Here is a 26,107-nt window from a genome sequence, read left to right on the forward strand (position 1 = left end):
ATGCCGCAAAAAACAATTTTAGACAAGGAAAAAAAACTAAATAAAAATTCCTTTTAAAACACCCATTTACGCTGTATAGCTGCAGTAAACCTGAGCCCGCTCAGTTTGGGTTTTCATTTTTAAAATACGCGAAGCGCCATTTAATAAGAATAATTTTCATCGGAGAAATGCATTTATCAGAATTTCCTTAGTTGAATTCTGATAAAAATGGTTCGAAAAATGCACACATTGATTTTAGATGCTTAAGTATCGGGATGGTGTTGTGTTTGTCGGGCTAATGTTTACTTTCCTGGCATCTCGGTCAGGAGGTTGGATAGTAAATCAAACACTTCACTGAACAAATGTTCGCAGAAGGGGGCCAGCAGCGGCATCATGATGCCGAGGGTCAAAATTCCAATCGATAAGGTAATAGGGAAGCCAATGGCGAAAACCGATAGCTGTGGTGAAACACGGTTTAACAAACCCAGTGCCATATTTAAGGTGAGCAGCAAAGTGATAAGTGGTAACGCTAACATCATGCCATTAAGGAAAATTAATCCACCGGCTTTGGTCAGGGCCAGAAAGGCATTCGCGTTAAGCGGATCGCCGCCTATCGGCAGGGTATGAAAACTGTCCGCCAGCAACGAAATCAACCATAAGTGCCCGTTGAAGGTGAGAAACAGCAGCATCGCCAGCATATCGAGAAAACGCGCCAGCACCGGCATATTCAGACGGCTACCCGGATCAAAGAAGGTCGCAAATGAAATTCCCATCTGTAAACCAATCACTTCCCCGGCGGTACGCACCGCAGCAAAAGCAAACTGCATGGTTAAGCCAAGGGCAATGCCAATCAGCATCTGCTGGATCAACAGCCAGAACCCACCGACGGAAAACAGCGTGACGTCAGTTGGCGGCAGGGTTGGCACCAGCAGCCAGGTGATCATTGCTGCAAGGCCGACTTTCACTTTACGGTTTACCGAACGCTCACTGAGGATCGGCGCGGTGGCAATCAGGGCCAGAATACGTACCATTGGCCAGAAGAATTGACCGATCCAGGTGAGCAGCTGACTGCTATCGAAGGTCAGCATTAGCCGATGATGTAAGGCAGGTTGCTAAACAGGGTGCGCATATAGTCCAGCACCAGGCTCAGCATCCACGGACCAGCGATCACCACGGTAGACGCCACGGCGAGGATTTTCGGAATAAAAGAGAGGGTCTGTTCGTTAACCTGGGTCGCCGCCTGTAACAGGCTAATCAGCAAACCGCTAATTAACGCTGCCAGCAGCAGCGGGGCAGCCAGTGCCAGCGCCACTTTCATCGCCTCCTGGCCGAGGACCATTACCGATTCAGGTGTCATATTGTGTTTTCCAGGTATTTCGTAGGGGCGGCGTTATCGCCGCCCGCTCAGGAGTAGAAACTCTGCGCCAGCGAGCTGACCAGCAGTTGCCAGCCATCGACCAGCACAAACAGCATCAGCTTAAAGGGCAGGGCGATGCTTGCCGGTGGCACCATCATCATTCCCAGCGCCATCAGTACGCTGGCGACCACTAAATCGATAATCAAAAACGGAATAAATACCGTAAAACCAATCTGGAACGCGGTTTTCAGCTCGCTGGTCACATAAGCGGGCAGCAAGATACGCATCGGTACGGCTTCCGGGCCGGCAATCGGCGGCGTATTCGCCAGACGGGCAAATAACGCCAGATCAGCTTCACGGGTCTGACGCAGCATAAATTCACGTAGCGGCTGCGCACCTTTGTCGATCGCCACTTCCATGCTGATCTTATCCTCGCTAAAAGGCAGATAAGCATCCTGATAAATTTTGTCGAACACCGGCGCCATAATAAAAAAGGTCAGAAACAGCGCCAGGCCGAGCATCACCTGGTTAGGTGGCGCCGACGGCGTGCCGAGGGCGTTACGTAACAGACCAAAGACGATGATGATGCGGGTAAAGCTGGTCATCATCAGCAGCATGGCCGGTAAAAAAGTCAGCGAGGTAATAAATACCAGCGTCTGCACCGGCAGTGACCAGCTCTGACCGCCGTTGGCCAGTGGTTTACTCACCAGACCGGGTAATTGTGCGTGAACCTCAGGAACCAGCACCAGCAGCAGCAGGGGCAACAGGGTTAACAGGCGACGAATCATTGCGGTTTTCCCGGGCGTTTGGTCAGCGTCTGCAACATCTGGCGGAAATCAACTTTGGCCGCGGGCATCGGATTTTCGTCCTCGTCCTTTGGCGGCAGCGTATGCAGATGCGTAATAGTTTGTGCAGTTACACCCAGCACCAGCCGCGCATCGTCAACATCGACAATCACCACGCGTTCACGCTGGCCGACACTGACACTGGCGCTGATATTCAGCGACTGCGAACCCACCTTTTTCGGTGCAAAACCAAAACGGCGCGCCAGCCAGGCGCAGAGCAGGATCAGTAAGACGATAAACGCCAGTACTGAACTGACCTGGGTCAGCACAGAACCCGCAGATGTTGCGGGTTGAGTTGAAGGAATCTGTTGAAGCTGCTGGGTGCTGCTTTTCATTTAACGGCTCAGTCGACGCATACGTTCAGACGGGGTAATGATGTCGGTAATACGTACGCCGTATTTATCCGCCACTACCACTACTTCACCCTGGGCAATCAGGTAACCGTTGATCAGGATATCCAGCGGCTCACCGGCCAGGCCATCCAGCGCCACCACGGAACCCTGCGACAGGCGCAGCAGCTCTTTGATGGTCATCTTGGTGCGGCCCAGCTCAACGGTGAGCTTGACCGGAATATCCATAATCAGGTCGATGTCCTGCATTGAACTGACAACATCGTTGCTTTCCAGCGACTTAAACACCGACTCCGGTGATGGCGCGCTGGATGACGACGCCTGCTCGTTCATCGCTTCAGCCCACAGATCGTCCGCGGACCCGTTATCGTCGGACGGTTTATTGTCAGTCATGGGGCTGTTCCTCGTTCAGCGAATTCAAAATCGGGTTAATCAAATGTTCTACACGCAGCGCATATTGGCCATTCAGCGTGCCATATTGACTGGTTAATACCGGCACGCCATCGACGTGCGCAATAATTCGGTCGGGCTTTTCAATCGGCAGCACATCACCGGGTTGCAGCTTCAGAATGCGCGAGATCTGCAGTGAGACGTCGGCAAAATTGGCTACCAGTTCCAGTTCTGAGTGCTGCACCTGCTTCACCAGCGTCTGACGCCAGCTTTGATCTTCCTGACGCGAGTTCTCCAGCGGCGGGTTAACCAGCAGTTCGCGCAGCGGTTCAATCATGCTGAACGGAATACAGATATTGAATTCGCCGATCAGGTTGCCAATTTCCACCTGGAAGGGGGTGGTGACCACGATATCGTTCGGTGACGTGGTGATATTGGTGAACTTAACCTGCATCTCCGAACGCACATACTCAACGTCGAGCGGATAAATCGCCTTCCATGCGTCACTGTAGCTCTCCAGCGCCAGTTTCAGCATGCGACGAATCACTCGCTGTTCGGTATGGGTAAATTCGCGGCCTTCAACTTTAGTCGGGAAGCGACCATCACCACCAAACAGGTTATCCACCGCGATAAATACCAGTCCTGGCGAGAACACAAACAGCGCCGTACCGCGTAAAGGTTTCAGATGTATCAGGTTAAGGTTAGTCGGTACTGGCAGGTTGCGGGCAAATTCATGGTAAGGCTGAATCTTAATGCCGCCAACGCTGATATCCGGGCTACGACGTAACAGGTTAAATAACCCCATACGAAATGCACGCGCAAAGCGCTCATTGATAATTTCCAGCGCCTGCAAACGCTCGCGCACCACGCGACGCTGGGTATTGGGATCGTAAGGACGAATATCGCTTTCGCCCTTATTTTTAATATTTTCGTCTTCCGCGCTGTCGCTGTCGCCGTTAAGCAGCGCATCGATCTCAGCCTGGGAAAGAATGCTATCGCCCATCGACTTACCTCAAAATGAAGGCAGTAAACAGTACGTCGTTTACCACCTGCGGTGGTTGACCTTTCACCAGCGGAGGCGCCAGCACCTGTTTGATCTGCGTCATCAGATCCTGTTTACCCTGTTCAACCGCCAGCGCCGTAGCGTTCTGACGAGACAGCAGTAACAGCAAACGACTGCGGACCTCAGGCAGATAGTCGTTCATGCGACGACGGGTCTCCTCATCGGGCACACGCAGGGTAAAGCCTACGTACAGCACGCGATCGGTATCGTTGTCAGCATTGACCAGGTTAACCGTAAAAGTATCAAGAGCTAAAAATATAGGCGCGGCCGGCGGTTCCTGCTTTTCAGCAGCATCAGCTGTTCCAGCCGGTTTATGCATCATGCGCCACACTGCGTAGCCACCTGCACTACAAGCGGCCAGTGTTACGACCAGTAACAGCGGGATCATAAATGAACGTTTGCGGCCTTTGGCTTTCGCGTTATCAGACATGTTGCAATAACTTCCTGTGAATTATTTGAGCGACGCCAGCCGGCGAGCCAGGTCAGATTATGCCGCGTCTCTCGCCGTTCAATGGCGGGAAAAGACACGCGTTTTGCTACTACCTTCTGCGTTTGTTGCTATCAGGCGAAAATATCGACGGCATTACTGCCTGCCGCGCGCGCCTGCAAAGCGGCCGGAACGGCGATTGGCGTTATTTCGCTATCGTTGTCCATTGCCTGGGCAAAACTGCCATGACCGCCATCACGCCGCGATTCCTGCTGACCACTGAACGACTGGCTCTGTGGGAAGGCATCGCTGCTGACGTTAGTCTGTCCGAGGTTGATACCGCTCTCCGCCAGCGCAGTGCGCAGTTGCGGCAGGGCGGCTTCAAGCGCGGCGCGCACCTGGCTGTGCCCGGAAACCATATTCAGCTGCGCCTGGTCGTTATCCAGTTTCAGACTGATTTGAATACTGCCAAGATCCTGTGGATGCAGGCGTAACTCAGCGGTCTGCTGACCATTACGGCTAAACATCAGTACCTGCTGGCTTAACGCCTGCTGCCACTCCGGGCTACCAAGCTGTGAATTCAGCTGTGGCGTGGCCGGTGTCAGACTGGTGGCTGATGCGGTCGGCGTGGTAGTCACCATGCTGGCACTGGAGACCACTGCGCTCAGATTAACGCTGCTGGCCTGTTGTGGACTCTGATCCAGCGGCTCCTCTTTAGTGAAGCTGCTTAATGCCTGCTGGAAGGCGCTGCTGGCCGATGTGTCGGTTGCTGTCTGATTATTACTGCTGTTAGCACTGAACAGGCTGTGCAGCGCAGTCGCCGGGTTTTTGCCATCAGTGGCGCTGCTGGTGGTCAGCGGGGTTGTCGCACTGTTGCTGACATCATCGCCAGCCGCAGTTTTCGCGCTCAGGCTGCTCAGCGCCGCCGCCAGCACGCCGTTTTTATCCGCGCTACCGCCAGTGCCAGTACCGGTTCCGCTACCGATCAGCGCACTCTGCGCAGCGGCAGGGGCGGTGGCCAGTTGTTGCACCGGCGCCTGTGGCAGCATGGCAAACAGAGCCTGTAACGTCTGCATGTCACTGTCACTTAAGTCCGTTGCGGCTAACTTATCTTTATCATCGGCGGATTTACTGTTGCCTTTAACATTTTCGGTCTGCAACAAGGCATTTAAGGTCTCCGGTTTATCCAGCGCCGCCATCAGCTCGCTCAGTTCGGTCACCGGCTGCTGCTGGCCTTTGGCTTCGCCTTTACCCAGCTGTGCGCTGGCGACCGCGGTGCCGCCTGATTGCTGCGCCAGGGTCAGAAGGCGATTGCCCAGCAGGGTTAAAAATTCTTTTGGCGTATCGCCAGCGGCCAGCAGGCTTTCGCCACTGGTTGAGGTATCTGTGCTGGTGTCAGAGGTGACTGAAGTGGGAAGTGTTGGCAGCGTTATCATTCGCCTTTCCTCAATGATGCCCGTTGGGCAAATTCATCCATCCGTTTCTGATCGAGACGGTTTTCTTGTAGCAATTCGTTAGCTTCGGCACGCGCCTGCAGCGTTTCGTAGGCATGCAGCCGCTGCTGTTTGTTGCGCCACAGCTGTAAAGCCTGTTCCAGTTTGAGGTTCCACTGCGCCAGTTGATTACGATGCTGCTCAATGGCTTTTTCCAGCGTCAGAATAAACTGGTGATAGTTATGCCAGCGGGTGCTGGCGATACCGCCCGACATATCGGTATTTAATTTATTGCGATATTCATCCTGATAGTTGAGCAGCATGGAGAGCTGTTCGTCAGCCTGCTTGTGCGCGCGGCGCACATCGCCCAGCTGCACGGCGGCTTTCTCGACGTCTTTTTGTGCCAGGTCGCGCAGCGTCTCTATCGGTGTATTCTGTTTCGCCATGCTGGTCTCAACGGATGTTATCTGCGGTTGTTATTAACCGAAAATGGCCTGCAGATGCAGGCTGGCGTCATCATATTGACTGCGCTCAAAAATGCCCTGTTGCAGGAACGCTTCCAGTTCCGGATAGAGCTTAATCGCTCTGTCCAGCGTCGGATCGCTCCCGGCGGCATAGGCGCCGACACTGACCAGATCGCGGTTGCGCTGGTAGCTCGACAACAACTGTTTAAATTGCCTTACGCGGGCATAATGTGTTTCGTCGATTAACGAGGTCATTGCACGGCTAATCGAGGCTTCGATATCAATCGCCGGATAATGACCGGCTTCCGCCAGGCGACGTGATAACACAATATGGCCATCAAGGATGGCGCGCGCCGAGTCGGCAATCGGGTCCTGCTGATCATCGCCTTCGGTGAGGACGGTGTAAAAAGCGGTGATCGATCCGCCACCGTCAATACCGTTACCGGCGCGCTCAACCAGCGCCGGCAGTTTGGCAAACACCGAAGGTGGATAGCCTTTGGTTGCCGGTGGCTCGCCAATTGCCAGCGCAATTTCACGCTGCGCCATCGCATAACGCGTCAGGGAGTCCATAATCAGCAGCACATGCTGACCGCGATCGCGGAAATCTTCGGCGATACGCGTGGCATAGGCGGCACCCTGCATACGCAGCAGGGGAGAGACGTCGGCGGGCGCGGCAATCACCACCGCACGGGAACGCCCCTCAACCCCAAGAATATTTTCAATAAAGTCTTTTACTTCACGGCCACGCTCACCGATCAGCCCGACCACAATCACATCCGCTTTGGTGTAGCGCGCCATCATGCCGAGCAGCACGCTTTTACCGACGCCGGAACCGGCGAACAGTCCCATACGCTGACCACGGCCAACAGTAAGCAGGGCGTTAATCGCCCGCACACCGGTATCCAGCACATCGGTAATTGGCGTGCGCTGCAACGGGTTAAACGGTGGCGTGATAAGCGGGGCGCGATAGCCGGTGTCCGGTGCCGGCAAACCATCCAGCGGACGACCTGCGCCATCCAGCACGCGACCCAGCAGTTCTGGTCCCAGCAGCAGCTGTTTACCGCTGTGCTGGTTATCACCAACCACGCGGGCGTATACGCGCGCGCCGGGCAGAATGCCTTCGACTTCTTCCAGCGGCATCAGAAACAGCCGTTGACCGTTAAAACCCACCACTTCGCTTTCCACTTCGGAAACGTCGTTGCCGTCATGACGTTCAATAACGCAAGTCGCGCCCAGTGGCAGTTGCAGGCCGGTCGCTTCCAGTACCAGACCGGTGGCACGTACCAGACGGCCATAGCGGCGTACTGCAGGGACCTGGGCCATACGCTGCTCGAAGGAGTCAAGCGTGCCAAGCCAGCGTGAAAGACGTGTTGTCATTACAATTCTCCCGGTGCGGCCAGGCGGCATAACTCATGCCAGCGGGTGGCAATGCTGGCATCAAGATCGCCATCTTCCGCACTGACTTTACAGCCACCTGGATGCAGCGAGCTGTCAGCCAGCAAACGCCAGCCATGCAGATCCAGCGTCGCGCCCAGCGTCTGCTCAACGCGCTGTAAATCGTCCGGATGCACGCGCAGCTGCGGCTTGCCGCTAAACATCGGCTCCTGCTGAATCATCTGCTGGATCTGACGCAGCAGGGCAGTGCCGTCGACGGCGGTGGCCTGGCCAATTACCGTACGCGCAGCTTCCAGCGCCATCTGCATCAGGCGCGCAGCGATCACGCTGTCGAGCGCTTCCAGCGTATGCTGGAATTCGGCAACCAGCTGCTGCATACGCGCCTGCAATGGCGCCTGCTGCTGCTGGGCTTCAGCCAGACCCTGTTGAAAACCCGCTTCATAGCCAGCCTGCTGGCCTTCACTTAAGCCTTTTTTATGCCCTTCGGCGTAGCCCAGATTCTGCGCTTCACTGCGGATCTGCGCCTGTAACATTTCCAGCTGGCTCTGCTGTTCATCGGCTTCATCGATATCGTCGGTAGCCATCTGTGGCAGCACAAACTCTTCGATTAACGGCTTCTCTGGCTGCGCTAAATCATCAGGCTGCCAGGCTTTCCACGGCCGGGAAGAAAAGGCATCAGACATAAGTTTCCTCGCCGCCGCCAATGACCATCTCGCCGCTTTCCGCCAGACGACGAACAATCAGCAGGATCGCTTTCTGTTCGTTTTCCACTGCGGACATACGGACCGGACCACGGTTGGCCAGGTCGTCGCGCAGGATATCGGCTGCACGGGCAGACATGTTCTTGAGGAACTTCTCGCGCAGCGGCTGTTCGGAACCTTTCAGTGCGACCAGCAACTGCTCGGACTCCACTTCCTGCAACAGGCGCTGGATACTGCGGTCGTCCACTTCCACCAGGTTTTCGAACAGGAACATTTCGTCGATAATTTTCTGTGCCAGCTCGCCATCGAATTCGCGTACCGCTTCGATAACCGCTTCTTCCTGCTGCGTTTTCATCAGGTTGATAATCTCGGCTGCGGTTCTTACGCCGCCCATCTTCGCGCGCTTGAGGTTCTGGCCATCGAGCAGGCCGTTCAGCACTTCTGTCAGTTCCGCCAGCGCCGCTGGCTGTACTCCGCCGAAGGTGGCGATACGCAGCATCACATCGTGACGCAGACGATCGTCGAACTGCGCCAGAATATCGGCCGCCTGACCACGTTTCAGATGCACCAGAATGGTGGCGATGATTTGCGGATGCTCGTCGCGAATCAGATCTGCCGCCGCCTGCGGTTCCATAAAGTTCAGCGTTTCCATGCCGGTCGTGGTTTCGCGGGTTTCGAGAATGTCCTCCAGCAGGGTGGCGGCACGCTCTTCACCCAGCGCTTTGGTCAGCACCGAACGCAGGTAATCATTTGAGTTGAGGCTCAGCGCCGCATACTGCTCAGCATCGGATTCGAACTCACGCAGCACGTCAGTCAGCTGTTTGTGCGACACCTGCTTCATATTGGCCATCGCCGCACTCAGATGCTGCACTTCGCGGGTGCCAAGGTGTTTAAACACCTCAGCTGCGCGCTCTTCGCCAATTGTCATCATCAGGATGGCGCTTTTTTCAGTACCGGTCAGACTCATAGTTCGTTACTCATCCATTGGCGAATAACCAGGGCCACCACACGCGGGTCGTTTTCAGACATATCGCGAATACGTTGGCTCAGGACCTCAGCGCTCATACGATGCTGAGACTTACGTTCCTGGTCCTGCTCATCTTTACTGAGCGAGACCTTATAATCTTCTTCCTCTGGCTGCAGGGCTTTGGCAGCGGCAGCTTCTTCGGCGGCTTTCTCCAGCTTCTGCTTACGTACCAGGTGCGGACGAACCAGTTTGCGATAGAGGACAAAGGCGACCAGCGCAATCAGCAACCAGCGTCCGGCGGTCATCAGCTGTTCAAAGAACGACTGTTGTTGCCAGAACGGCAGTTCACCCGCGCTAACATCACTCTGGGTAAACGGTGAGTTGACGACGTTGACGCTATCACCGCGATCGGTGGAGAAGCCCATTGCTTCACGCGTCAGGTCTTCAATCTGCTTAATCTGCTGCTCATTAAGCGCGATCTCTTTGCCTTTATCGTCGGCGCGGTAGTTCACTACCACAGCCACCGACAGGCGTTTAACGTTGCCGACATTCATCCTGGTGTGCAGGATGGTGCGGTCGACTTCGTAGTTAGTGGTGTCATCCTTACGGGTGTTCGACGGCAGAGTACGCGCGCTGTTAGCGTTGGCGGTTGCCGCAGCGTTTGCGTTATTCGCGTTGTTGCCATTCGCGTTAGCCGCGCCGTTCGCGCCTGCCGTGGTGTTCTCGGTTGAAATCGGAGCGGTATTCGCCGGCGCCGGTTGATTCGATAACGCCCCTGGTACACCACCTGCACTCTGTCCACCCAGCTGCTCGCTGACGCTGCTCTGACGAGAGCGAATCGCGGAGTTACGCGGGTCGGTATTCGGTTTGTACTGCTCGTCGGTCTGCTCACGGCTGTCGAAATCAATCTGCGCGGTAACCTGAGCGTGAACGTTAGCCTGGCCGACAATCGGACCCAGAATCGCTTCAATACGCTGCTGGTAACGGCTTTCAACGTCGGTGGTGTATTTCAGCTGTGCATCGTTCAGGTCACGGCCTGCAGCTTCAGCACGGGTCAGCAGACGTCCGGCCTGGTCGACCACCGTCACGTTGCCTGGCGGTAAGCCGGCGACGCTGCTGGAGACCATATGTACCACGGCGCTGATCTGGCCTTCATCGAGCGCACGGCCCGGCTGCAGGTTCAGCGTAACGGAAGCAGAAGGTGACTTTTGCTCACGGACAAATAAGGTCGGTTTTGGCATCGCCAGATGGACGCGTGCGGTTTTGACCGGACCAAAGGTTTCGATGGTGCGGGCCAGCTCGCCTTCAAGAGCGCGCTGATAGTTAACCTGTTCACTGAACTGGCTGATACCGAACTTCTCTTTATCCAGCAGTTCAAAGCCAACTGCGCCGCCTTTCGGCAAACCCTGTTGCGCCAGGCGCAGACGCAGTTCGTGAACTTTCTCTGCTGGCACCATTAACGCGCCGCCGTTTTCTTCAAAACGATAAGGGACGTTCATCTGGGTTAACTGCGTAACAATTGCGCCACCGTCTTCGTCGGTGAGGTTGTTATAAAGGACACGATAATCTGGCGCTTTCGCCCACAGAACCATGGCAATGACCACCGCGATAACAAACGCGGAGGCAATAATTAAAGGAATGCGAGGGTTTGCGCGCAGGCGAACCAAAAGGTCACTAAAGCCTTTCTTTTCTGCTGAATCCTGTGTGGTAGCATTCATGACCGGTTCCTGCCTGACAGTTGACCTGACGGTTTCACGTTGTGTGGTAGCAAAACTGACTCCCTGATGCGGCTTGCAATAAATAAAGTTCCACCTCAATGGATTGCCATTATTTTCTGAATCGTAAAATTCGATGGGTGAATAAGCTGTGTTTTTTGCTGCTATTTAGGGGCTTTGTCTTATTGACACTGTGATAAGTTTGCAGACATCAAAAAATCACCATCATCTATACCGGGGTAAAAAGATGGCAATTCAGGGTATTGAAAGTGTTGTTCAGCAGATGCAGACCGCGATGTTACAGGCCAGCAATCAAAGCAGTGACAGCACCTCGCATGCAGATTTCGCCGGTCAGTTAAAAGCGGCATTAGGTAAAATCAGTGAAACGCAGAATGCGGCTCGCAGCCAGGCTCAGGACTTCGAAATGGGTAAACCCGGTGTGGCGCTAAATGATGTGATGGTCGATCTGCAGAAATCCTCGATTTCAATGCAGATGGGTATCCAGGTGCGTAATAAACTGGTGTCGGCGTATCAGGACATTATGAATATGCAGGTGTAGTGGGTATCAGCTAACACTATTGGGGGTAACATCTGTGCCCCCGGCTCTGCTCTCTTTATCTGCTTTTCCTCCTCGTCTTGCCTGACATATCTTTGGTAACCTTGACAAAAAAGTGATTCATTGGTGGCAATGCTGGTGATAAAATAGCTTTTAACGATGCGAGGATGGTTTACAACACGATAAGTTCAGGGAGAAGAGCATATGGAACAAAGAATCACCCAGCTTGAGATGGATATTGCGATAATCAAAGCCAACTACTGCACTAAAGCTGACCTGCACGAAGAGATTAACAAGCAGACCAAATGGATCGCGTCGATCATTATTGGCACCGCCGGTCTGACCGTGGCGCTGGCTAAACTGCTGTTCTGAGTCCGTCAAACCGCCTCGCACTGTTTTACAAAATTAATTCTTATTCTCCTCTTTCAGACCTCTATTTTTTCTAACCTCTGCCGATAACCTTTAACAGCAATAACAACAGCACGCATGCTCGTGAGAAGGCGCAGGCTTTACTGCTTTGGCTCATCATCGATATCACATGTAAGTTTACATTAATAAATAATAGCTTAGAGGTTAAAGATGGATAACTTTCAGAAAGAAATCGATGAAAGAGCGAATCTCACATTATCAAATAAATTCGAACTTTTATTATTTCGCCTGGGTAATGCGAATCAGGAAGAGAAATCGGAGCTGTTCGGCCTTAATGTCTTTAAGCTGCGTGAAATTGTCCCTATGCCACCGATTACCCGTGCAGCGGGGATGCGCTCCCCGCTGCTGGGAATGGCCAATATTCGTGGCCAGCTGATCCCGGTGATCGATATGCCAGCGGTTGTGGGTTGTGAACCCACTACCGGTCTGAACCTGCTGTTAGTGACTGAGTATGCCCGCAGCACGCAGGCGTTTGCCGTGGAGTCCGTGGATAATATTGTCCGGCTGAACTGGAGCCAGGTGCATCCGGCAGATGCCAGCGTCAGTAGCCGTAATGTCACCAGCATTGCGCTGCTTGATAATGAAGAGCAGGGCAACGGCAATAATATGGCGCTGGTGCTGGATGTTGAGCAGATTCTGCATGACATTATTCCTTCCGTGCGCGATGTGCCGGCTGAGCAGATTCAGGAAAAATTCTTCAAATTCACCCCCGGCGCGGTGGCTATCGTGGCGGAAGATTCCAAAGTTGCGCGTAATATGCTGGAGCAGGGCCTGAAGATTATGGGTATTCCTGCAGAGTTACATAACACCGGACTGGAAGCCTGGAACCGAATCAAACTGCTGGCGAAAGAGGCGCAGTCGGAAGGGCGGCCTGTTAGCGATAAGATTTCGCTGGTGCTGACCGATCTGGAAATGCCGGAGATGGATGGTTTTACTCTGACGCGCAATATTAAAACCGATACGGTATTAAGACAGCTACCGGTAGTGATCCATTCGTCGCTGTCGGGCAGCGCCAATGAAGACCATGTGCGTAAAGTTGGCGCCAATGGTTACGTGGCGAAATTTGAGATCAATGAGCTGTCTGCGGTTCTGCATCGTGTTATGGATGAAGCGTCGCGCTGATCCTGCTGATTTAAAATGGTTTCACTGCCGTTGAGAAATGGGCTGTTACGCTATGCTGATCCTTTCGCAGAGCTAACGCCACAGCGATGTGAGCGCCGGAGATAAGCGCCGGAGAAAGGTCACCCCTTTTATGTAAGGCTGTCTGTATTAGCAGACGGCCTTTTTGGCCTTTAACGGTTGCCAAAAGCATCTTCCGATTAATCCTAAGGTTAACTGGCGATTTTCCACTACATTTAACTGGGTAGTGTGATTTCTTTACGCTAATTAACCAGAAAGGGAACAGCATGAGTGATAATGAAACCCCGAAAACGCAGACCGATTATTTACGCGATGTGACTTCGCAGTTGAAAGAAATGCGTCACTATGCCCAGTCCAATACTGAAACGCTGTCAGCACACTGGCTGGCATTTGATGCTGGCGAATACAAAAATCAGGCGTTCGCCGCGGCGATAAATGATCTGCTTACCCAGCAAGGCGCCGTGCTTGAGACGCTGGAAAAAACCGTGCAGGATCTTGAAATCGAAGCCAACCGCATCGAAAATGAAGCCTGATAAACTGCCGTGGCCCGCATATTGCGGGTCTTTTTTTTTGCCGGTAACGGCCAGTAATTGTTGCAGCCAGGTTACGTCTGTTAAAAATAAATCGATGATAGTGCTTGCTTAAAAAAGTGTTCCATGTGTAAATAGCGCATCGGTTTGTGGTACAGACCTATTTATGCCAAGCGGTTTTATTAAAGCAGTTCTCAGTTCGAGCGTTATCTTAGATATCTCTTTTCCTGAATCTTCTTATTACCTTGCTCATAAGTATTATCTGCAAAGCAATCCTGTCCGCCTGTTTACGGGCTTTGAAATTCAGAGGAAAGTATTATGTCTAACAAAATGACTGGTTTAGTAAAATGGTTCAACGCTGAGAAAGGTTTCGGCTTTATTTCTCCTACCGATGGCAGCAAAGATGTATTCGTACATTTCTCTGCAATCCAGGGTGATAACTTCAAGACCCTCGACGAAGGTCAGAGCGTAGAGTTCTCTGTAGAGAACGGCGCTAAAGGTCCTTCAGCGACCAACGTTGTTGCACGCTAAGCAATAACGCCACAGGCTTATTTACCATAGCGATGATGGCCCCGGCCGGAGTAGTGTAAATAGCCTGTAATAAAAAGCCCGCCTTGTGCGGGTTTTTTTGCGTCTGAATTTCGGCAAAGCATTGCTGGCGCCCGCCTGCCAAAATTAAAACGCAGATAAAAAATAATATTGCCGCTTACAATATTATTTTCATGATTATATTACGGCGTTTTTTCGCTATTGCGCTGTACAGCTGTGAAATAATGGCCACAATGCGGGCAGATCAGCGTCAGATTTTTGCTGACTTTCGCCGAAAGCTGCTTATGAGGATGCGCGCAGGCGGGGCATTTTATCTGCCGCGTGCCGGAACGAAAGAAAAGTAAACTGTCGAGATTTATCATAGGGGTTATCTCATTCGTTACAGGTAGCTCAGTTTACGCCCGGTTCCGGGCAATAGCTCGCTTTTTATCCGCCGGAAAGAGTGCTGACGCCCGCAAAATTTCAGGCGTAATCTGCTTACATATCCGCAACCAGCCACATATCCGCTTCTTCAAACATCTCTTCAATAATCCGCGCCATAATCGCCTTATCGCTTTTACTGGCGTCAGTGTCGATAGCATTACGCTGCATTGGCTTCACTTTCACCAGAGCCTGAGGAAATGCGCGATGAATTCGCTTTTCCAGCTCTTCAAGGATCATTTCATTGGCATTGTTCAATCCTGCCACATTGCGCTTATCGTAAATCAACTCGACGAACATTACTGAAAACCTCTCTGGTCAGGGATCCCTGGGGTGTTTATTTTGCTCGCCAATAATACTGGATAATAATACAGTATCAATGGCTATCGGCACACAACAGGTGATTTATACGGCGATTGTCGCAAAAATTATCGTTTCTGCGTGCAACAGTCTTTCTTAAATATGTGAGACAGTGGTAGCTTCCTCTCTCTCGGTCAGTAAGAATGGCGTACCTGCGGGTACAAAACAGATTTGGAGTAAGTATGGCTAAGCATCCAACGGGTAAGCACCTGAGGGCGGAAGTGTTGCATGAAGGTAAGCAACTGCTTATCTATGTGGTTAAAGGTGCGCGCATTGAAGATATGCCGCCAGATGATAACGAGGATTATCCCGGTGAAATGTTTATGGCGTTACCCAATCTGAGTAAAGAGTTTGATAGCGAACTTGATGAGATGCTTGGCGAGGCACAATCCGGTGATGTGTTAGTGCTGGTTTGCCCTGGTGATCAGACCTTCAGTTATGGTTATTCGCGGATTAAGGCGATGAGCGCCACCTGATCAAGGTCGGGGTTTAGGGTTAATACACAGGGGAATACCTATGAAGCAACTGGTTATCGATATTTTAATGAAGCTGGCGAAGATGGATGTGGATAGCAAAGAGCTGACGGCTCAGGTTGAAGCGCAATCTTTGTTGATCGCGGCGCTGTTGTTGACCGCCGGTAAAGAGGGTTCGAATAATATCTCGCAAAATATTCAGAATGCTGTGCAGATGGCGACCGAATCTCCGGCGGCTTTTTTGCAATCCGATGTCGATTTGCTGCTGACCCATGTTAATCGCCTGCTGGCGGTGACGCGTTATGTTGATGAGAAATCAGAAGCATAATCCTGTCGACGCGTGTTGAGCTCGCCGCAGCGAGCTCAATAGCGATTTATTTACGGCCAATCACTTTGCCGAGAACAAATCCGATTCCCGCAGCAATTGCCAGCGCGCCAAGCGGCGAACTTTTAGTTTGCTGTTTTACTGAATCAACCAGATCGTCTACCGCATAGCTGCCGCGCGCCAGCTGCTTACGCACCGAGCCTTTCGCTTCGTGTTCCGGTGAGCGCGTCGCTTTGCCGAACTGTTCCTGACCTGCACCGATAGCTTCATCAACTTTGTCTTTAGCCTGGTCAAACATAATTTCTCCTTAATAAACTATTGAGTCGTCATTGCGAGACACCATTAAGGGTAGACCATCAGTGGCAAAGGCTGCCGGATCAATTGTTTATAAATGTGGCGTTATAGCTCATTTTTAATACAGAACTCTTCCCAGCTCATACCCAGCGCTTTGGCATGCGAGCGCAGATATTTTTCAATCGCCTGCGCCGCCACTTCTTTGTCGGGCTCAGCCAGCTGGATCGAGAACAGCATCGCATCCTGTTTTTTCGCGCGCAGAAAGGCGGCGTAGATACGATCGGCCTGAATCTCTTTCAGTTTTTCCAGTGATACGCCCATCGACTGCGCGTCTTGTGGCGAGATTTTCTCCATCGCAGCGTGAAAATCGGGATGCGCCTGTAAGAACATGGCGCGGGCGAGGGTGTAATACTCTTCTGGGGTTTTCATGGTAATTATCCTTTTGACTCAATCGGGATAGTTTACACTTGATGCACCACAGATTCTCCCCCGGGGCCAGCTCTGGAGGAAATTTGGCGAATGTTTCTTGCAGAAATTACCGGAAAAATTATACCGTACCGGCGTACGCATCGAAGACAGGGAATAAAAATGAAGAAGTGGATTGTACTTTGTGCGTTAGCACTGAGCGGTTGTACGCAGATTACCAGTTATGATCAGGCGGTTAAGACACCGGCTCCGGCCGATTTGCAGGGAGTCTGGCAAACGGTAACGCCGCAGTCGGGGTTGATCAGCGAGCAGGCGGTGGCCAGTCTGATTATCACCCCGCAGGGTGATACGCTGGATTGTCGCCAGTGGCAGCGTGTGATTGCCAAACCGGGCAAACTGACGGTGCGCAGTGGGGATTATGTTAACGTCAACCGGGCGTTACGTGTGATGCCGCTGGAGAGAAAAGGCACGACGCTGCTGTATGACAAACTGGAAATGCAGAAAATGAATCACCCGACGGCTGAGTGCCAGCAGGCACTGGATGAACTGCCGAATCAGCCAACTGCCACCACATTGCAAAATATTGAACCGGCGCTGATGAAAGTGAAAAAAACCACACCGTAACACCGCCGCAGCTCACGCCCGGAGAGAGGCTCTCCGGGCCAGTGGTGTTAATCCTGCTGCATTACCCAGACGCTGACACTGCCGGCATTGCAGTAAAACTGCCCATTCCCTTGCTTATCGCAGGTAATAATCTGGTCGCGATGGCCAAGCCAGTCATACCACTGCGAATCCGCGCCATGCTCGCCCAGCGCCACATTTTTCTCACCTTCCTCGCCATTAGACATGACCACGACACAGCCGGGTTGCTGTTCGGTGCCGCTGCGACTAAAGGCGACGCAGTTCGGATGGTCAAAGTAATCGGTTTGCACGCCATGAGCGAACTGCTGACGCGCGCGGATTAACGCTTCAAGTTCGGTGATAGCCGGCATCTCAATTGCGTACTCTTCACCATCACCGCCCTTATCGCTGTAACTGGCGCCAAACAGGTCGGGATAGAATACTGTCGGTACACCCTGTTCGCGCAACAGAATCAGCGCATAGGCGAGGGGTTTGAACCAGCTTTCCACCGGCGCTTCCAGCGCCTGCAACGGCTGAGTGTCGTGATTGGCGACAATCGTTACGGCATGAAAAGCATCTGCGGCGACCAGCGTGTCGTTAAAGATCTGACTGAGATCGTATTCGGCCCCTTGTTTTGAGGCGATATGGAAGTTCATCTGCAGTGGCGCATCAAACAGCATAGTTTTGCCTGCCACCTGATGAATATATTGCTGCAGTTTATCCACTTCATGGGACCAGTATTCCGCCACAATAAACATCGGCTGTTCGGCTACGTCCTGAATATGGTCGATCCACTCTTTGTAAAACCAGGCGGGAATATGTTTTACCGCATCCAGCCGGAAACCGGTGCAGTGAACTTCATTCATCACCCAGCGCGCCCAGTATTTCAGCTCTTCGGTGACTGCACGGTTGCGGAAGTCGATATTTGCACCCATCAGATAGTCGAAATTACCTAGCTCGTCATCGACCTGATCATTCCAGCCATCGCCAGTGTAATCATTTACAATCTTAAATACGCCGTTTTCATCGGGGTTTTCGATATGATCAACACCGCTGAAACATTTGTAATCCCAGATAAATTTCGAGTATTTGCCATTACGCACCGGAAAGGTAAAGCGCGTCCAGGCTTCCGCCGTTACCACTTCTTCATCGATCTCTTCACGATTATCCGCATTGACCCGGTTAACCTGCACCGTCTCTTTTTCATCGGCGCCCATTTTATGGTTCAGCACTACATCCAGCAGCACGCCAAGGTTGTGGGATTTGAGCGCCCCGACTGCCGCCAGCAGCTGCTGTTTGTCACCATATTTGGTCGCCCGGCTGCCTTTGGCATCAAATTCACCGAGATCGAACAGGTCATAGCTGTCGTAACCGACTGAATAGCCGCCTGCGTCACCTTTGCAGGCCGGCGGCAGCCAGACAACGGTAAAGCCAATTTCTGCCAGCCAGGCTGCGCGTTCAGCCGCTTCTGGCCAGAGTTTGCCACCATCCGGGTAATACCAGTGAAAGAACTGCAACAGCGTGGGATTGCGCATCTTCTGGTTCCATTTTCCACCGCAGGGAGAATGAAGTATGGTGCAAGGCGGATAAAAAGAAAGCCGGCTGTCAGGGGAGTGACAACCGGCTCGGGTTCAGGAAGAGAGAAGATTAATTATGGTCGTGCGGCATCAGCAGTTGCCCGGATAAATTACCGTAAGCATGCAGCACATTTCTCTGCGTCGTCGAGCCAGCGATCAATCTGCTTAATTCATCCTGGCGCTGTTGCAGCAATCTTTTTACTTCTGTTTCGTTGTCTATCAGATGGCGCAACACCGGACGAATTTGTTGCAGCGTACGGTCAGACAATGAATGCTTCTGCGTCACAAGAGCCATTTTTTCCACTGCGCTGACATAGTCAACTTCGGTCGCGATCAGCGCATCCCATTCGCCATCATTCGCCAGACGGAGCATATTCTGGCTAAGACTCAGTAAATGCTGATAGGTTTCAAACACGTGCGGCAAATGACTCATTATGAAACATCCTGAACGGGGCTAGGAAGAGTTGACGCCTCTTTCCAGGCGTCGGCAATGCCACGCAGCAGTTCTTCAACTTCTTCGATGGCGGAAATATCGTTGCGCAGATTCGCGTGGAGCAGGCGACGCACCATGTAATCGTATAAAGCGAGCAGGTTATCGGCGAGCTCATCACCCGCCTCTTTAATCAGCCCAACCTGCAAACCATTTTGAATAATATTGATGGCTTTAGAAATGGCGTTTCCCTTGCCCTCAATCTGACCATCCTGCATAAACAGACGGGCGCGCACCAGCGAGCTGAGCGCCCCGTCAAACAACATAACGTTTAGTTGATGCTGGCTTGCTTCCATGACGCCACTTTCCAGCTCTACTTTCTGGTAGAGCTGCGCTCCCGAATTTTTATACATGTAACAACCTTTTCAATCCTTAGCTTGAAGATGACGTAGTCGCGAACTGACTTGTCAGATAGGACGACGTGTTAGTTAACGAGCTAATCAATGTACTTAAATTGGTAAACTGCGTCTTGTAACGTGCCATGGTCGCTTCGATACTGGCTTCCATTGAATCGTAACGATCGCTTAAATCATCGATGGTCGACTGAATACCATCTTTGGCATTTTTGATAATGCCTTCTTTACCCACCGTGGTGCTGAGCATATCGGTCAGCTTGGTATTCATGGTGGTGGCGAAGCCCGTGGTGGAGCCGTCACCGATAAAGAAGCTGCTTACTGCCTGTGGATTATTAGTCAGCGCAGTGGTCAGCTTGGTTTCGTCAATGGTTAACGCACCGGTAGAACCATCACTCTGGGTCGTTGGATCAATGCTGATGCCCATCTGCGCCAGAATCGAGTAAGACCCGCCGCTTTGCACCGTGGTCAGCATACTCGCCAGACGGGTCTGTACCGTACGTACCACATTGTCGCCCAACAGGGCGCCGTTGGTGCTCGACTGATCCGCGCCAGAAGCCACTGCCGTATATTTGGTGGCGGAGGCGATGGTGGACTGCAGTGAGTTATACGCCGTCACAAACGCTTTAATCGCCGTCAGCGTGGTATCCGTTGATGCGCCCACGCTCAGGGTTTCGCCATCGGTACTGCTGCTGGCGGATTTCAGGTTCAGGGTGACACCGGTTAATGCATCGGTAATGGTATTGCTGCTGCGCTCCATTGATACGCCATTAACACTTAACTTGGCGTTCTGGGAAGCGGTCTGTACCGACATGTTTTGCGTGCCGGTGGCCGTCGAGTCATAGCCAATCAGGCCTTGCAGCGTGTCATCACCGCTGACCGCAAGGGTGATATCGCCATCAGTACCGCTGGTTTTCGAACTCAGCAGCAGACGGTAGTCGCCGTTGCTGGCGGTAATAATAGAGGCGCTGACGTTGCCCGCGCTGCTGTTAATCGCGCTGACAATACCACTCAGCGTGGTCTGGCTGTCTTTCAGCGTAATAGTCAGCGGATCGCCGCTACCCTGGCTGATTGAAATTGTGCGGGTGCCGTCAGTGGTGGTTTCACCTAACTGAGTGCTTTTACTGCTGAAAGAACCAGAAATCAGTGACTGCGCTTTGGCAATCTGCTCAACATAGACACTGTAATCACCGGTGCTGGCGGTTGCGTCAGTGGTGGCGGTAAACGCAGTATTGCTGCTGGTCACCGAGGTAGCGGTAAACGCGCTGGCTTTGGTTAGCGCGGCGACCGCTGTCTGCAATGACGTCAACGAGCTTGACAGCTTACCGTAAGCAGTCAGTTTCGATGAATAACTGGACTGCTGCGTAGTGATCGCAGTTAATTTGGTTTTTTCAGCTGTTTCTAAAGAGGTATAAAGAGTATCCAGATCGAGGCTGGTCCCTACACCAAGACTACTTACACTCGCCATAATTAATCCTCAGGTTAAACAGATGTACGAGAGGCATATCGGCCTTGATGGGGAAAAGTTTAGAGGTGTCTGCTAAAAATGATGGGCGGAATAAAGCGTCTGTTTATAGGTAATTAGCGCGATAGCATTTACAGGAAAAAAAGAAAAATGCCATGGCTTGTGAGAAATCCTTCTTTAATTTAATATCTGTCCGCAGTTGATATTGGTAATAAAAAACCGGCTGGTAAATAACTTCAATTTTAAAGTTGTTTAGATTCAATAAGTTATCATTTTCTGCGTTTTTTTTCTAAAGTTCAGAAAGGGGCATCCGATAACTTGTTTGACGGTGAGAGACGCCGTGAGCTTACAGGCTCATACCTAAACCCAACTGAATTTAAAGGATATTACCATGGCCGTTATCAATACTAACATCATGTCCCTGACTACTCAGAACAACCTGAACAAATCACAGGCTTCTCTGAGCACCGCCATCGAACGTCTGTCTTCTGGTCTGCGTATCAACAGCGCTAAAGACGACGCAGCAGGCCAGGCGATTTCTAACCGTATGAGCTCAAACATCAAAGGTCTGACTCAGGCAGCACGTAACGCTAACGACGGTATCTCTCTGTCGCAGACTGCTGAAGGTTCACTGAACGAAATCAACACCAACTTACAGCGTATCCGTGAGCTGACTGTTCAGGCGAAAAACGGCACTAACAGCGCTGACGATATCACTTCTATCCAGGCTGAAGTTGATGCACGTCTGTCTGAAATCACCCGTATCGGTGAAGCAAGCAAGTTCAACGGCACCTCAATCTTTAACGGTACTGACAGCGTTAACATTCAGGTTGGTGCTGACGATGCATCTGGCGCGAACGTTATCTCTATCGCTCTGTCTGGTTCAGGCTTCCAGGCTTCTGCTCTGGGCACCAGCTTCGACGTAACTGGCGGCGACCTGTCTACTCTGGATGAGCGCATCAAGAACGTTGACAGCGCACGTAGCGACCTGGGTGCGATTCAGAACCGTTTTGAATCTACCATCAACAACCTGAACACCACTGTGACCAACCTGTCTGCGTCTCAGTCCCGTATCCAGGATGCTGACTACTCTACTGAAGTTTCTAACATGTCTCGTGCGCAGATTCTGCAGCAGGCTGGTACCTCAGTACTGTCCAAAGCGAACCAGACTACTCAGAACGTACTGTCTCTGCTGCAGTAATTGTTCTAAAGTTAAAAAACCAACCCGGCCATGGCCGGGTTTTTTTTCCTCAAAAAGCCCACATTCGATGGTGCGGAGAAAATAGATGAAACGGATTCTGTTAACGATTGATAAAATTAACCGGTTTAATGATTGTGAAACGACCTTCTTTGATATTGTCGAGCACTTTCATCGGCAGGGCTGGCAGGTGGATATTGTTACCCGCCTGATAGAAGGATCCTACCTTCAGCGCTTCAGACAGCTGGAGGAGAGTGGACGCATCCACTGTTATCACGAAGACGAACATCCGCTGGCGCAAAGTTATCAACTTATCTGGATTTGCCAGGGTTATATGAGCGCAAGGATGATCTCCTCGATGCTGGCTGGGGAACTCTCTGGCGTTTGCGTTTTTCACCACTACCACAACTATGCCGACCAGGATTTGCCGTATGGCGTGGCACTGGAAAACCACCTCGCCTGGCGCAGTCTGGCGGTCTCGACATTCTCCTACGCCAAAATGGCGTTAAAGGGGATTGATCAGCGCAAACTCAAGATCTTTCCTTTATCTGTTAGTGAGGCAATTTGCCGACAACCCGCGACTGACGAACCGCAGGCGCTCACGCGCGTTTTGCTGGTCTCCGAAGAGCAGAATAATGAAATTACCACGTTAACCTCTTTATTGGCCGAGCAGGGAATTACGCTGGATCATCTCAGTACCCAGCGGGTCGATGACGAGGTGACGCCGGAATTATTAAATGGCTATCAGGTGGTGATGGGGCAGACCCGGGTGATTGCTGAGGCGATCGCGCTGGGTATCCCGGCCTACACCACGGATGCGACTTATGGTGGTGGTTACGTTAGTGAGCTGAATCTGGACAGTAATCTGGATCGTCACTTTCTGGCTAACCCGGAAACCACGGTGGTCAGCCCGGATGCCTGGGCGACGGACATTATTGCGAACTTTGCCGAGGCTCAGCAGTGGACACGCGCCTTCCGCGCGGAAGCCATCGCACAGTGGGGGTTAAGCCCGCAGCTGGAGCAGATTGTCCAGCAACTGCCTGAACCCCAGCCATTAACCATCAGCGCGGCGGATGCCGCCAGCCTGACATTGCACCGCAAAGTTATCAGTGATGACGTCGAGAAATTGCAGGTGCTGGCCAACTGGTTGAAAACCCGCGAGCCGTCGCCGACCCGTATTGCGGTATTGCAGTCATTCCTGCAGCAGTCTCCTGCTGCCGCCGATATAATTGTGGTGATTGTCCAGCAGCCTGGCGACAGTGAAGCCGTTGAGGCGACAGTGACTTCGCTGCAAAACCAGCATCTCGCGCCGCAACAGGTGTTGCTGGCAGAAGCGAGCGATTTGCCTGCACTGGTGACGCAAAGTACCCAGACTTCACTGTTAGTGATTAACGCCGGCACCCTTCTGCAACCACAGGCGTTACTGGTGTTTGCTGAACACTGCCTGCGCCAGCCAGAGGTGGCGTTGTGGTATTGCGATACCGTCAACGGCGTCAAACTGAAAAATGCGGAAACGCTGTTAAAACCTGACCTCAATCTCGATCTGCTGCGTAGCCAGCCTTATATCGGTAACCAGCTGCTGATTAATCTGGAGGCTGCCCGCGCCGTGGGTGGGCTGGACGCCTTGCTGCCACAGCTGGCGCTGCTGGACGTAGCCTGGAAGATTATTGAAACGCATGGCACCAGCCATATCGGCCATATTGCCGATGTGCTGATGCAGGTGCCGGGTTCTTACGAAAGCTGGCTGACCGATCCGCAGGTTGTTGCCGAAAACCTGCAGCTGACGGCTGCTCATCTGGCGCGCTGTGGCCTGCCGGCCGAGGTGGATGCGGGACTGGCGCCAGGGTTGCAGCGGATACGTTTCCACCATGCGCAACAGCCGCTGGTGTCGATTATTATCCCCACGCGCGATCGTCTGCCATTGCTGCGTCGTTGCATTGAAAGCCTGATGGAAAAGACGCGCTGGCAACAGTATGAGCTGCTGATTGTCGATAACGGTTCGCAAGACGTTGATGCCTGCGAGTATCTCGATCAGCTGGCGGCGCTGAATCTGGCGCAGGTACGGGTACTGCGCTGGCCGCAGCCGTTCAATTTCTCAGCAATTAACAATTTTGCCGCTGAGCAGGCGCGCGGCGATCTGCTGCTGTTGCTGAATAATGATATTGAAATCGTCGACGGCGACTGGCTGGAGACGATGGTGGAACATGCGCTGCGTCCTGAAGTGGGGATTGTCGGCGCACGTCTGGAATTTCATGATGGACGTATTCAGCATGCCGGTATTACCGCCGGTGTCGGGCTGGGTACCTCGCCGGTCTATGAGGGCGTAGCCGGTGACAGCGATGGCTATCTGCAACGCCTGAAGTCGGTGCACAATGTTACTGCGGTCAGCGCCGCCTGTATGATGGTGCGCAAATCGGTCTGGCAGGAGCTGAGTGGCTTTGACGCTGAGCAGTTCCCGGTTTATCTGGGGGATGTCGATTTTGCGCTGAAAGCGCGCACTGCCGGTTATCTGACGGTCTGGACACCGTATGCCCGTCTGCAACATATGGGCGGTGCCACGCGGGTATTAGGTGAGCAAATTGGCGTTCAGGCTTCCCTGAGCGGGGAGATGTACGATGTGTTGCGTGAGAAATGGCGCGGCGCGCTGAGCGCGGATATCAGTTATAACCCGCAACTGGCCAAAGTCGGCAGCAACTTCCGCCTTGGCACACGTCAGGCGTCTTATCAGCAGCCGTTGCCCGGCCGTCCTTTGCCGGTGATGATGGCTTGCAACAAAAACTTTACTGGTTGTGGCCAGTATCGTGTTATTACCCCGTTTAAAGCGCTGGAGCGTGAGCTGATAGTGGAGGGCGGGCTGACGCATGGTTACCCATCGGTGATGGAAGTGGCTGAGGTACAACCGGATATCATGTTGTTAGAACTGATTATCGATCCGGATGTTGGCGAGCGTATTAAGCAGTATCGCCAGGTCTCTGATGTGAAAATCTTTATGGAATATGATGACTATATTCCTAACTTGCCACTAAAGAGCGCGTTTCGCTCCAAGGTGCCGAAAGATGCGATTAGCCGTTTACGCCGTTCGGTGGAGCAGGCTGACTGGCTGGTGGTATCTACACAGCCGCTGGCGGAAGCGTACGCGCCTTACCACCATGATATTCGCGTGGCGAAGAACCGTCTGGACGTCAATCAATGGGGATCGCTGCAATCGGCCCGTCGTCAGGGGAAAAAGCTGCGTGTGGGCTGGGTCGGTGGCAGTAGCCATACCGGTGACCTTGAGATCCTGCTGCCGTTTATGAAAGAGCTGGAAAACGACGTCGAGTGGGTATTTATGGGGATGCAGCCGAAAAATGTGAAGTGTGAATTTCATGTTGGCGTACCCTTTGACTACTACGCGGAAAAATTCGCCATGCTGAATATTGATTTAGCGCTGGTGCCGCTGGAAATGAACCACTTCAACGAGTGTAAGAGTAACTTACGCTTGCTGGAATTCGGTGCGCTCGGTGTGCCAGTGATCTGCACCGATATTGAACCTTATCGCTGTGGCTTGCCCGTCGCCCGGGTGCAGAACCGCTACCGCGACTGGATGAATGCCATCCGCGAGCATATCGCCGATCCTGATGCGCTGGCGGCGCGTGGCGATGCGCTGCGTGAAGCGGTGCACCGTGACTGGATGCTACAGGGTGAAGGGCTGAATGACTGGAGACAGGCCTGGCTACCGCGCTAATGCTGAAACGACCCGCTACGGCGGGTCGTTTATTTTGCAGATTAGCGGGCTATTTTTGTCGTTTATAGTGCGATTGAGCGCCGTGCTGCCC

31 protein-coding genes are annotated in these 26,107 nt (G+C 52.6%); 10 read left to right on the forward strand and 21 right to left on the reverse strand.

Annotated features, from left to right (window positions below; all coding sequences use genetic code 11):
- Positions 1-281 precede the first annotated feature (281 nt).
- From fliR to fliF, 13 genes are all read right to left on the reverse strand, one after another.
- Positions 282-1,067: a flagellar biosynthetic protein FliR gene (gene fliR / locus N5923_RS16850; protein ID WP_267142625.1), complete on the reverse strand. Its 786-nt coding sequence runs from the start codon at positions 1,065-1,067 to the stop codon at positions 282-284.
- The gene (gene fliQ, locus N5923_RS16855; RefSeq protein WP_267142626.1) at positions 1,067-1,336 is read right to left on the reverse strand and encodes a flagellar biosynthesis protein FliQ; all 270 of its coding nucleotides are present in this window, start codon (positions 1,334-1,336) and stop codon (positions 1,067-1,069) included. Before fliQ ends, fliR begins: the two co-directional genes overlap by 1 nt.
- A gap of 47 nt (positions 1,337-1,383) precedes the next feature.
- Entirely contained in the window at positions 1,384-2,121 is a 738-nt protein-coding gene (fliP, locus tag N5923_RS16860) for a flagellar type III secretion system pore protein FliP (RefSeq protein WP_407704487.1), read from the reverse strand.
- The gene (gene fliO, locus N5923_RS16865) at positions 2,121-2,516 is read right to left on the reverse strand and encodes a flagellar biosynthetic protein FliO (RefSeq protein WP_267142628.1); all 396 of its coding nucleotides are present in this window, start codon (positions 2,514-2,516) and stop codon (positions 2,121-2,123) included. The genes fliP and fliO overlap by 1 nt, the downstream gene beginning before the upstream one ends.
- Positions 2,517-2,924, reverse strand: coding sequence for a flagellar motor switch protein FliN (gene fliN / locus N5923_RS16870; RefSeq protein WP_267142629.1), 408 nt, complete (start codon positions 2,922-2,924; stop codon positions 2,517-2,519). It abuts the gene before it with no gap.
- Positions 2,917-3,924, reverse strand: a complete 1,008-nt coding sequence (gene fliM, locus N5923_RS16875; protein ID WP_267142630.1) for a flagellar motor switch protein FliM — start codon at positions 3,922-3,924, stop codon at positions 2,917-2,919. The genes fliN and fliM overlap by 8 nt, the downstream gene beginning before the upstream one ends.
- Positions 3,925-3,928: 4 nt before the next feature.
- On the reverse strand, positions 3,929-4,414 hold the full coding sequence (gene fliL / locus N5923_RS16880) for a flagellar basal body-associated protein FliL (protein WP_267142631.1): 486 nt from the start codon (positions 4,412-4,414) through the stop codon (positions 3,929-3,931).
- A gap of 131 nt (positions 4,415-4,545) precedes the next feature.
- Complete coding sequence (locus N5923_RS16885) at positions 4,546-5,847, reverse strand: flagellar hook-length control protein FliK (protein WP_267142632.1); 1,302 nt, start codon at positions 5,845-5,847, stop codon at positions 4,546-4,548.
- Positions 5,844-6,290: a flagellar export protein FliJ gene (fliJ, locus tag N5923_RS16890; RefSeq protein WP_267142633.1), complete on the reverse strand. Its 447-nt coding sequence runs from the start codon at positions 6,288-6,290 to the stop codon at positions 5,844-5,846. Before fliJ ends, N5923_RS16885 begins: the two co-directional genes overlap by 4 nt.
- Before the next feature lie 33 nt (positions 6,291-6,323).
- A complete protein-coding gene (fliI, locus tag N5923_RS16895) occupies positions 6,324-7,685 on the reverse strand; it encodes a flagellar protein export ATPase FliI (RefSeq protein ID WP_267142634.1) in 1,362 nt (453 codons plus the stop codon).
- Positions 7,685-8,386 (reverse strand): flagellar assembly protein FliH, encoded by a 702-nt coding sequence (gene fliH / locus N5923_RS16900; RefSeq protein WP_267142635.1) that lies wholly within the window; start codon positions 8,384-8,386, stop codon positions 7,685-7,687. The genes fliI and fliH overlap by 1 nt, the downstream gene beginning before the upstream one ends.
- The gene (fliG, locus tag N5923_RS16905) at positions 8,379-9,371 is read right to left on the reverse strand and encodes a flagellar motor switch protein FliG (RefSeq protein WP_267142636.1); all 993 of its coding nucleotides are present in this window, start codon (positions 9,369-9,371) and stop codon (positions 8,379-8,381) included. Before fliG ends, fliH begins: the two co-directional genes overlap by 8 nt.
- Complete coding sequence (gene fliF / locus N5923_RS16910) at positions 9,368-11,089, reverse strand: flagellar basal-body MS-ring/collar protein FliF (protein ID WP_267142637.1); 1,722 nt, start codon at positions 11,087-11,089, stop codon at positions 9,368-9,370. The genes fliG and fliF overlap by 4 nt, the downstream gene beginning before the upstream one ends.
- A gap of 244 nt (positions 11,090-11,333) precedes the next feature.
- Between fliF and fliE the strand changes: the two genes are divergently transcribed.
- The 5 genes from fliE (at position 11,334) to cspE (ending at position 14,272) form a co-directional block, all read left to right on the forward strand.
- Positions 11,334-11,645, forward strand: a complete 312-nt coding sequence (fliE, locus tag N5923_RS16915) for a flagellar hook-basal body complex protein FliE (RefSeq protein WP_267142638.1) — start codon at positions 11,334-11,336, stop codon at positions 11,643-11,645.
- A gap of 201 nt (positions 11,646-11,846) precedes the next feature.
- The gene (locus tag N5923_RS16920) at positions 11,847-12,014 is read left to right on the forward strand and encodes a hypothetical protein (protein WP_267142639.1); all 168 of its coding nucleotides are present in this window, start codon (positions 11,847-11,849) and stop codon (positions 12,012-12,014) included.
- 207 nt (positions 12,015-12,221) lie between these two features.
- On the forward strand, positions 12,222-13,193 hold the full coding sequence (locus N5923_RS16925; protein ID WP_267142640.1) for a chemotaxis protein: 972 nt from the start codon (positions 12,222-12,224) through the stop codon (positions 13,191-13,193).
- A 284-nt stretch (positions 13,194-13,477) separates the two neighbouring features.
- Positions 13,478-13,744 carry a hypothetical protein gene (locus tag N5923_RS16930; RefSeq protein WP_267142641.1) on the forward strand — a complete coding sequence of 89 codons (267 nt, stop codon included), beginning with the start codon at positions 13,478-13,480 and terminating at the stop codon, positions 13,742-13,744.
- 315 nt (positions 13,745-14,059) lie between these two features.
- The gene (gene cspE, locus N5923_RS16935; RefSeq protein ID WP_017800059.1) at positions 14,060-14,272 is read left to right on the forward strand and encodes a transcription antiterminator/RNA stability regulator CspE; all 213 of its coding nucleotides are present in this window, start codon (positions 14,060-14,062) and stop codon (positions 14,270-14,272) included.
- 200 nt (positions 14,273-14,472) lie between these two features.
- On the opposite strand, the gene N5923_RS16940 is transcribed toward cspE, so the two are convergent.
- Positions 14,473-14,652, reverse strand: a complete 180-nt coding sequence (locus N5923_RS16940; RefSeq protein ID WP_267142642.1) for a YnfU family zinc-binding protein — start codon at positions 14,650-14,652, stop codon at positions 14,473-14,475.
- A gap of 115 nt (positions 14,653-14,767) precedes the next feature.
- Positions 14,768-15,010: a DinI-like family protein gene (locus N5923_RS16945; RefSeq protein ID WP_267142643.1), complete on the reverse strand. Its 243-nt coding sequence runs from the start codon at positions 15,008-15,010 to the stop codon at positions 14,768-14,770.
- 242 nt (positions 15,011-15,252) lie between these two features.
- On the opposite strand from N5923_RS16945, the gene N5923_RS16950 reads away from it, so the two are divergent.
- Together N5923_RS16950 and iraP are read left to right on the forward strand one after the other, a co-directional pair.
- Positions 15,253-15,546 (forward strand): hypothetical protein, encoded by a 294-nt coding sequence (locus tag N5923_RS16950; RefSeq protein WP_267142644.1) that lies wholly within the window; start codon positions 15,253-15,255, stop codon positions 15,544-15,546.
- Between the two features lie 40 nt (positions 15,547-15,586).
- Positions 15,587-15,871 carry an anti-adapter protein IraP gene (iraP, locus tag N5923_RS16955; protein WP_267142645.1) on the forward strand — a complete coding sequence of 95 codons (285 nt, stop codon included), beginning with the start codon at positions 15,587-15,589 and terminating at the stop codon, positions 15,869-15,871.
- Between the two features lie 46 nt (positions 15,872-15,917).
- On the opposite strand, the gene N5923_RS16960 is transcribed toward iraP, so the two are convergent.
- Together N5923_RS16960 and N5923_RS16965 are read right to left on the reverse strand one after the other, a co-directional pair.
- Positions 15,918-16,166: a CsbD family protein gene (locus N5923_RS16960; protein ID WP_267142646.1), complete on the reverse strand. Its 249-nt coding sequence runs from the start codon at positions 16,164-16,166 to the stop codon at positions 15,918-15,920.
- A 101-nt stretch (positions 16,167-16,267) separates the two neighbouring features.
- On the reverse strand, positions 16,268-16,591 hold the full coding sequence (locus tag N5923_RS16965; protein WP_267142647.1) for a DUF6388 family protein: 324 nt from the start codon (positions 16,589-16,591) through the stop codon (positions 16,268-16,270).
- 159 nt (positions 16,592-16,750) lie between these two features.
- Between N5923_RS16965 and yedD the strand changes: the two genes are divergently transcribed.
- Entirely contained in the window at positions 16,751-17,212 is a 462-nt protein-coding gene (gene yedD, locus N5923_RS16970) for a lipoprotein YedD (protein WP_267142648.1), read from the forward strand.
- A 47-nt stretch (positions 17,213-17,259) separates the two neighbouring features.
- On the opposite strand, the gene amyA is transcribed toward yedD, so the two are convergent.
- From amyA to fliD, 4 genes are all read right to left on the reverse strand, one after another.
- Entirely contained in the window at positions 17,260-18,744 is a 1,485-nt protein-coding gene (gene amyA / locus N5923_RS16975; RefSeq protein WP_267142649.1) for an alpha-amylase, read from the reverse strand.
- A 112-nt stretch (positions 18,745-18,856) separates the two neighbouring features.
- On the reverse strand, positions 18,857-19,219 hold the full coding sequence (fliT, locus tag N5923_RS16980) for a flagella biosynthesis regulatory protein FliT (protein WP_267142650.1): 363 nt from the start codon (positions 19,217-19,219) through the stop codon (positions 18,857-18,859).
- A complete protein-coding gene (fliS, locus tag N5923_RS16985; protein ID WP_267142651.1) occupies positions 19,219-19,629 on the reverse strand; it encodes a flagellar export chaperone FliS in 411 nt (136 codons plus the stop codon). The genes fliT and fliS overlap by 1 nt, the downstream gene beginning before the upstream one ends.
- Positions 19,630-19,648: 19 nt before the next feature.
- Positions 19,649-21,097 (reverse strand): flagellar filament capping protein FliD, encoded by a 1,449-nt coding sequence (fliD, locus tag N5923_RS16990; RefSeq protein WP_267142652.1) that lies wholly within the window; start codon positions 21,095-21,097, stop codon positions 19,649-19,651.
- Between the two features lie 388 nt (positions 21,098-21,485).
- On the opposite strand from fliD, the gene N5923_RS16995 reads away from it, so the two are divergent.
- Both N5923_RS16995 and N5923_RS17000 read left to right on the forward strand, forming a co-directional pair.
- A complete protein-coding gene (locus N5923_RS16995; RefSeq protein ID WP_267142653.1) occupies positions 21,486-22,295 on the forward strand; it encodes a flagellin N-terminal helical domain-containing protein in 810 nt (269 codons plus the stop codon).
- A gap of 85 nt (positions 22,296-22,380) precedes the next feature.
- Entirely contained in the window at positions 22,381-26,016 is a 3,636-nt protein-coding gene (locus tag N5923_RS17000; protein ID WP_267142654.1) for a glycosyltransferase, read from the forward strand.
- Positions 26,017-26,107: the final 91 nt, after the last annotated feature.

The organism is Winslowiella arboricola (assembly GCF_025527015.1).
Taxonomy (GTDB): domain Bacteria; phylum Pseudomonadota; class Gammaproteobacteria; order Enterobacterales; family Enterobacteriaceae; genus Erwinia; species Erwinia arboricola.

Excerpts from the sequence above, each read along its gene's own strand:
- fliL (WP_267142631.1), bottom strand. The coding sequence starts at position 4,414 with ATGTCTGATAACGCGAAAGCCAAAGGCCGCAAACGTTCATTTATGATC.
- N5923_RS16995 (WP_267142653.1), top strand. The coding sequence starts at position 21,486 with ATGGCCGTTATCAATACTAACATCATGTCCCTGACTACTCAGAACAAC.
- fliG (WP_267142636.1), bottom strand. The coding sequence starts at position 9,371 with ATGAGTCTGACCGGTACTGAAAAAAGCGCCATCCTGATGATGACAATT.
- fliI (WP_267142634.1), bottom strand. The coding sequence starts at position 7,685 with ATGACAACACGTCTTTCACGCTGGCTTGGCACGCTTGACTCCTTCGAG.
- amyA (WP_267142649.1), bottom strand. The coding sequence starts at position 18,744 with ATGCGCAATCCCACGCTGTTGCAGTTCTTTCACTGGTATTACCCGGAT.
- cspE (WP_017800059.1), top strand. The coding sequence starts at position 14,060 with ATGTCTAACAAAATGACTGGTTTAGTAAAATGGTTCAACGCTGAGAAA.
- fliT (WP_267142650.1), bottom strand. The coding sequence starts at position 19,219 with ATGAGTCATTTGCCGCACGTGTTTGAAACCTATCAGCATTTACTGAGT.
- N5923_RS16945 (WP_267142643.1), bottom strand. The coding sequence starts at position 15,010 with ATGTTCGTCGAGTTGATTTACGATAAGCGCAATGTGGCAGGATTGAAC.
- fliO (WP_267142628.1), bottom strand. The coding sequence starts at position 2,516 with ATGAAAAGCAGCACCCAGCAGCTTCAACAGATTCCTTCAACTCAACCC.
- N5923_RS16930 (WP_267142641.1), top strand. The coding sequence starts at position 13,478 with ATGAGTGATAATGAAACCCCGAAAACGCAGACCGATTATTTACGCGAT.
- fliN (WP_267142629.1), bottom strand. The coding sequence starts at position 2,924 with ATGACTGACAATAAACCGTCCGACGATAACGGGTCCGCGGACGATCTG.
- N5923_RS16920 (WP_267142639.1), top strand. The coding sequence starts at position 11,847 with ATGGAACAAAGAATCACCCAGCTTGAGATGGATATTGCGATAATCAAA.
- N5923_RS16950 (WP_267142644.1), top strand. The coding sequence starts at position 15,253 with ATGGCTAAGCATCCAACGGGTAAGCACCTGAGGGCGGAAGTGTTGCAT.
- N5923_RS16885 (WP_267142632.1), bottom strand. The coding sequence starts at position 5,847 with ATGATAACGCTGCCAACACTTCCCACTTCAGTCACCTCTGACACCAGC.
- fliS (WP_267142651.1), bottom strand. The coding sequence starts at position 19,629 with ATGTATAAAAATTCGGGAGCGCAGCTCTACCAGAAAGTAGAGCTGGAA.
- fliQ (WP_267142626.1), bottom strand. The coding sequence starts at position 1,336 with ATGACACCTGAATCGGTAATGGTCCTCGGCCAGGAGGCGATGAAAGTG.
- fliD (WP_267142652.1), bottom strand. The coding sequence starts at position 21,097 with ATGGCGAGTGTAAGTAGTCTTGGTGTAGGGACCAGCCTCGATCTGGAT.
- N5923_RS17000 (WP_267142654.1), top strand. The coding sequence starts at position 22,381 with ATGAAACGGATTCTGTTAACGATTGATAAAATTAACCGGTTTAATGAT.
- fliE (WP_267142638.1), top strand. The coding sequence starts at position 11,334 with ATGGCAATTCAGGGTATTGAAAGTGTTGTTCAGCAGATGCAGACCGCG.
- N5923_RS16965 (WP_267142647.1), bottom strand. The coding sequence starts at position 16,591 with ATGAAAACCCCAGAAGAGTATTACACCCTCGCCCGCGCCATGTTCTTA.
- fliJ (WP_267142633.1), bottom strand. The coding sequence starts at position 6,290 with ATGGCGAAACAGAATACACCGATAGAGACGCTGCGCGACCTGGCACAA.
- fliH (WP_267142635.1), bottom strand. The coding sequence starts at position 8,386 with ATGTCTGATGCCTTTTCTTCCCGGCCGTGGAAAGCCTGGCAGCCTGAT.
- fliM (WP_267142630.1), bottom strand. The coding sequence starts at position 3,924 with ATGGGCGATAGCATTCTTTCCCAGGCTGAGATCGATGCGCTGCTTAAC.
- yedD (WP_267142648.1), top strand. The coding sequence starts at position 16,751 with ATGAAGAAGTGGATTGTACTTTGTGCGTTAGCACTGAGCGGTTGTACG.
- iraP (WP_267142645.1), top strand. The coding sequence starts at position 15,587 with ATGAAGCAACTGGTTATCGATATTTTAATGAAGCTGGCGAAGATGGAT.
- N5923_RS16960 (WP_267142646.1), bottom strand. The coding sequence starts at position 16,166 with ATGTTTGACCAGGCTAAAGACAAAGTTGATGAAGCTATCGGTGCAGGT.
- fliF (WP_267142637.1), bottom strand. The coding sequence starts at position 11,089 with ATGAATGCTACCACACAGGATTCAGCAGAAAAGAAAGGCTTTAGTGAC.
- N5923_RS16925 (WP_267142640.1), top strand. The coding sequence starts at position 12,222 with ATGGATAACTTTCAGAAAGAAATCGATGAAAGAGCGAATCTCACATTA.
- N5923_RS16940 (WP_267142642.1), bottom strand. The coding sequence starts at position 14,652 with ATGATAAATCTCGACAGTTTACTTTTCTTTCGTTCCGGCACGCGGCAG.
- fliR (WP_267142625.1), bottom strand. The coding sequence starts at position 1,067 with ATGCTGACCTTCGATAGCAGTCAGCTGCTCACCTGGATCGGTCAATTC.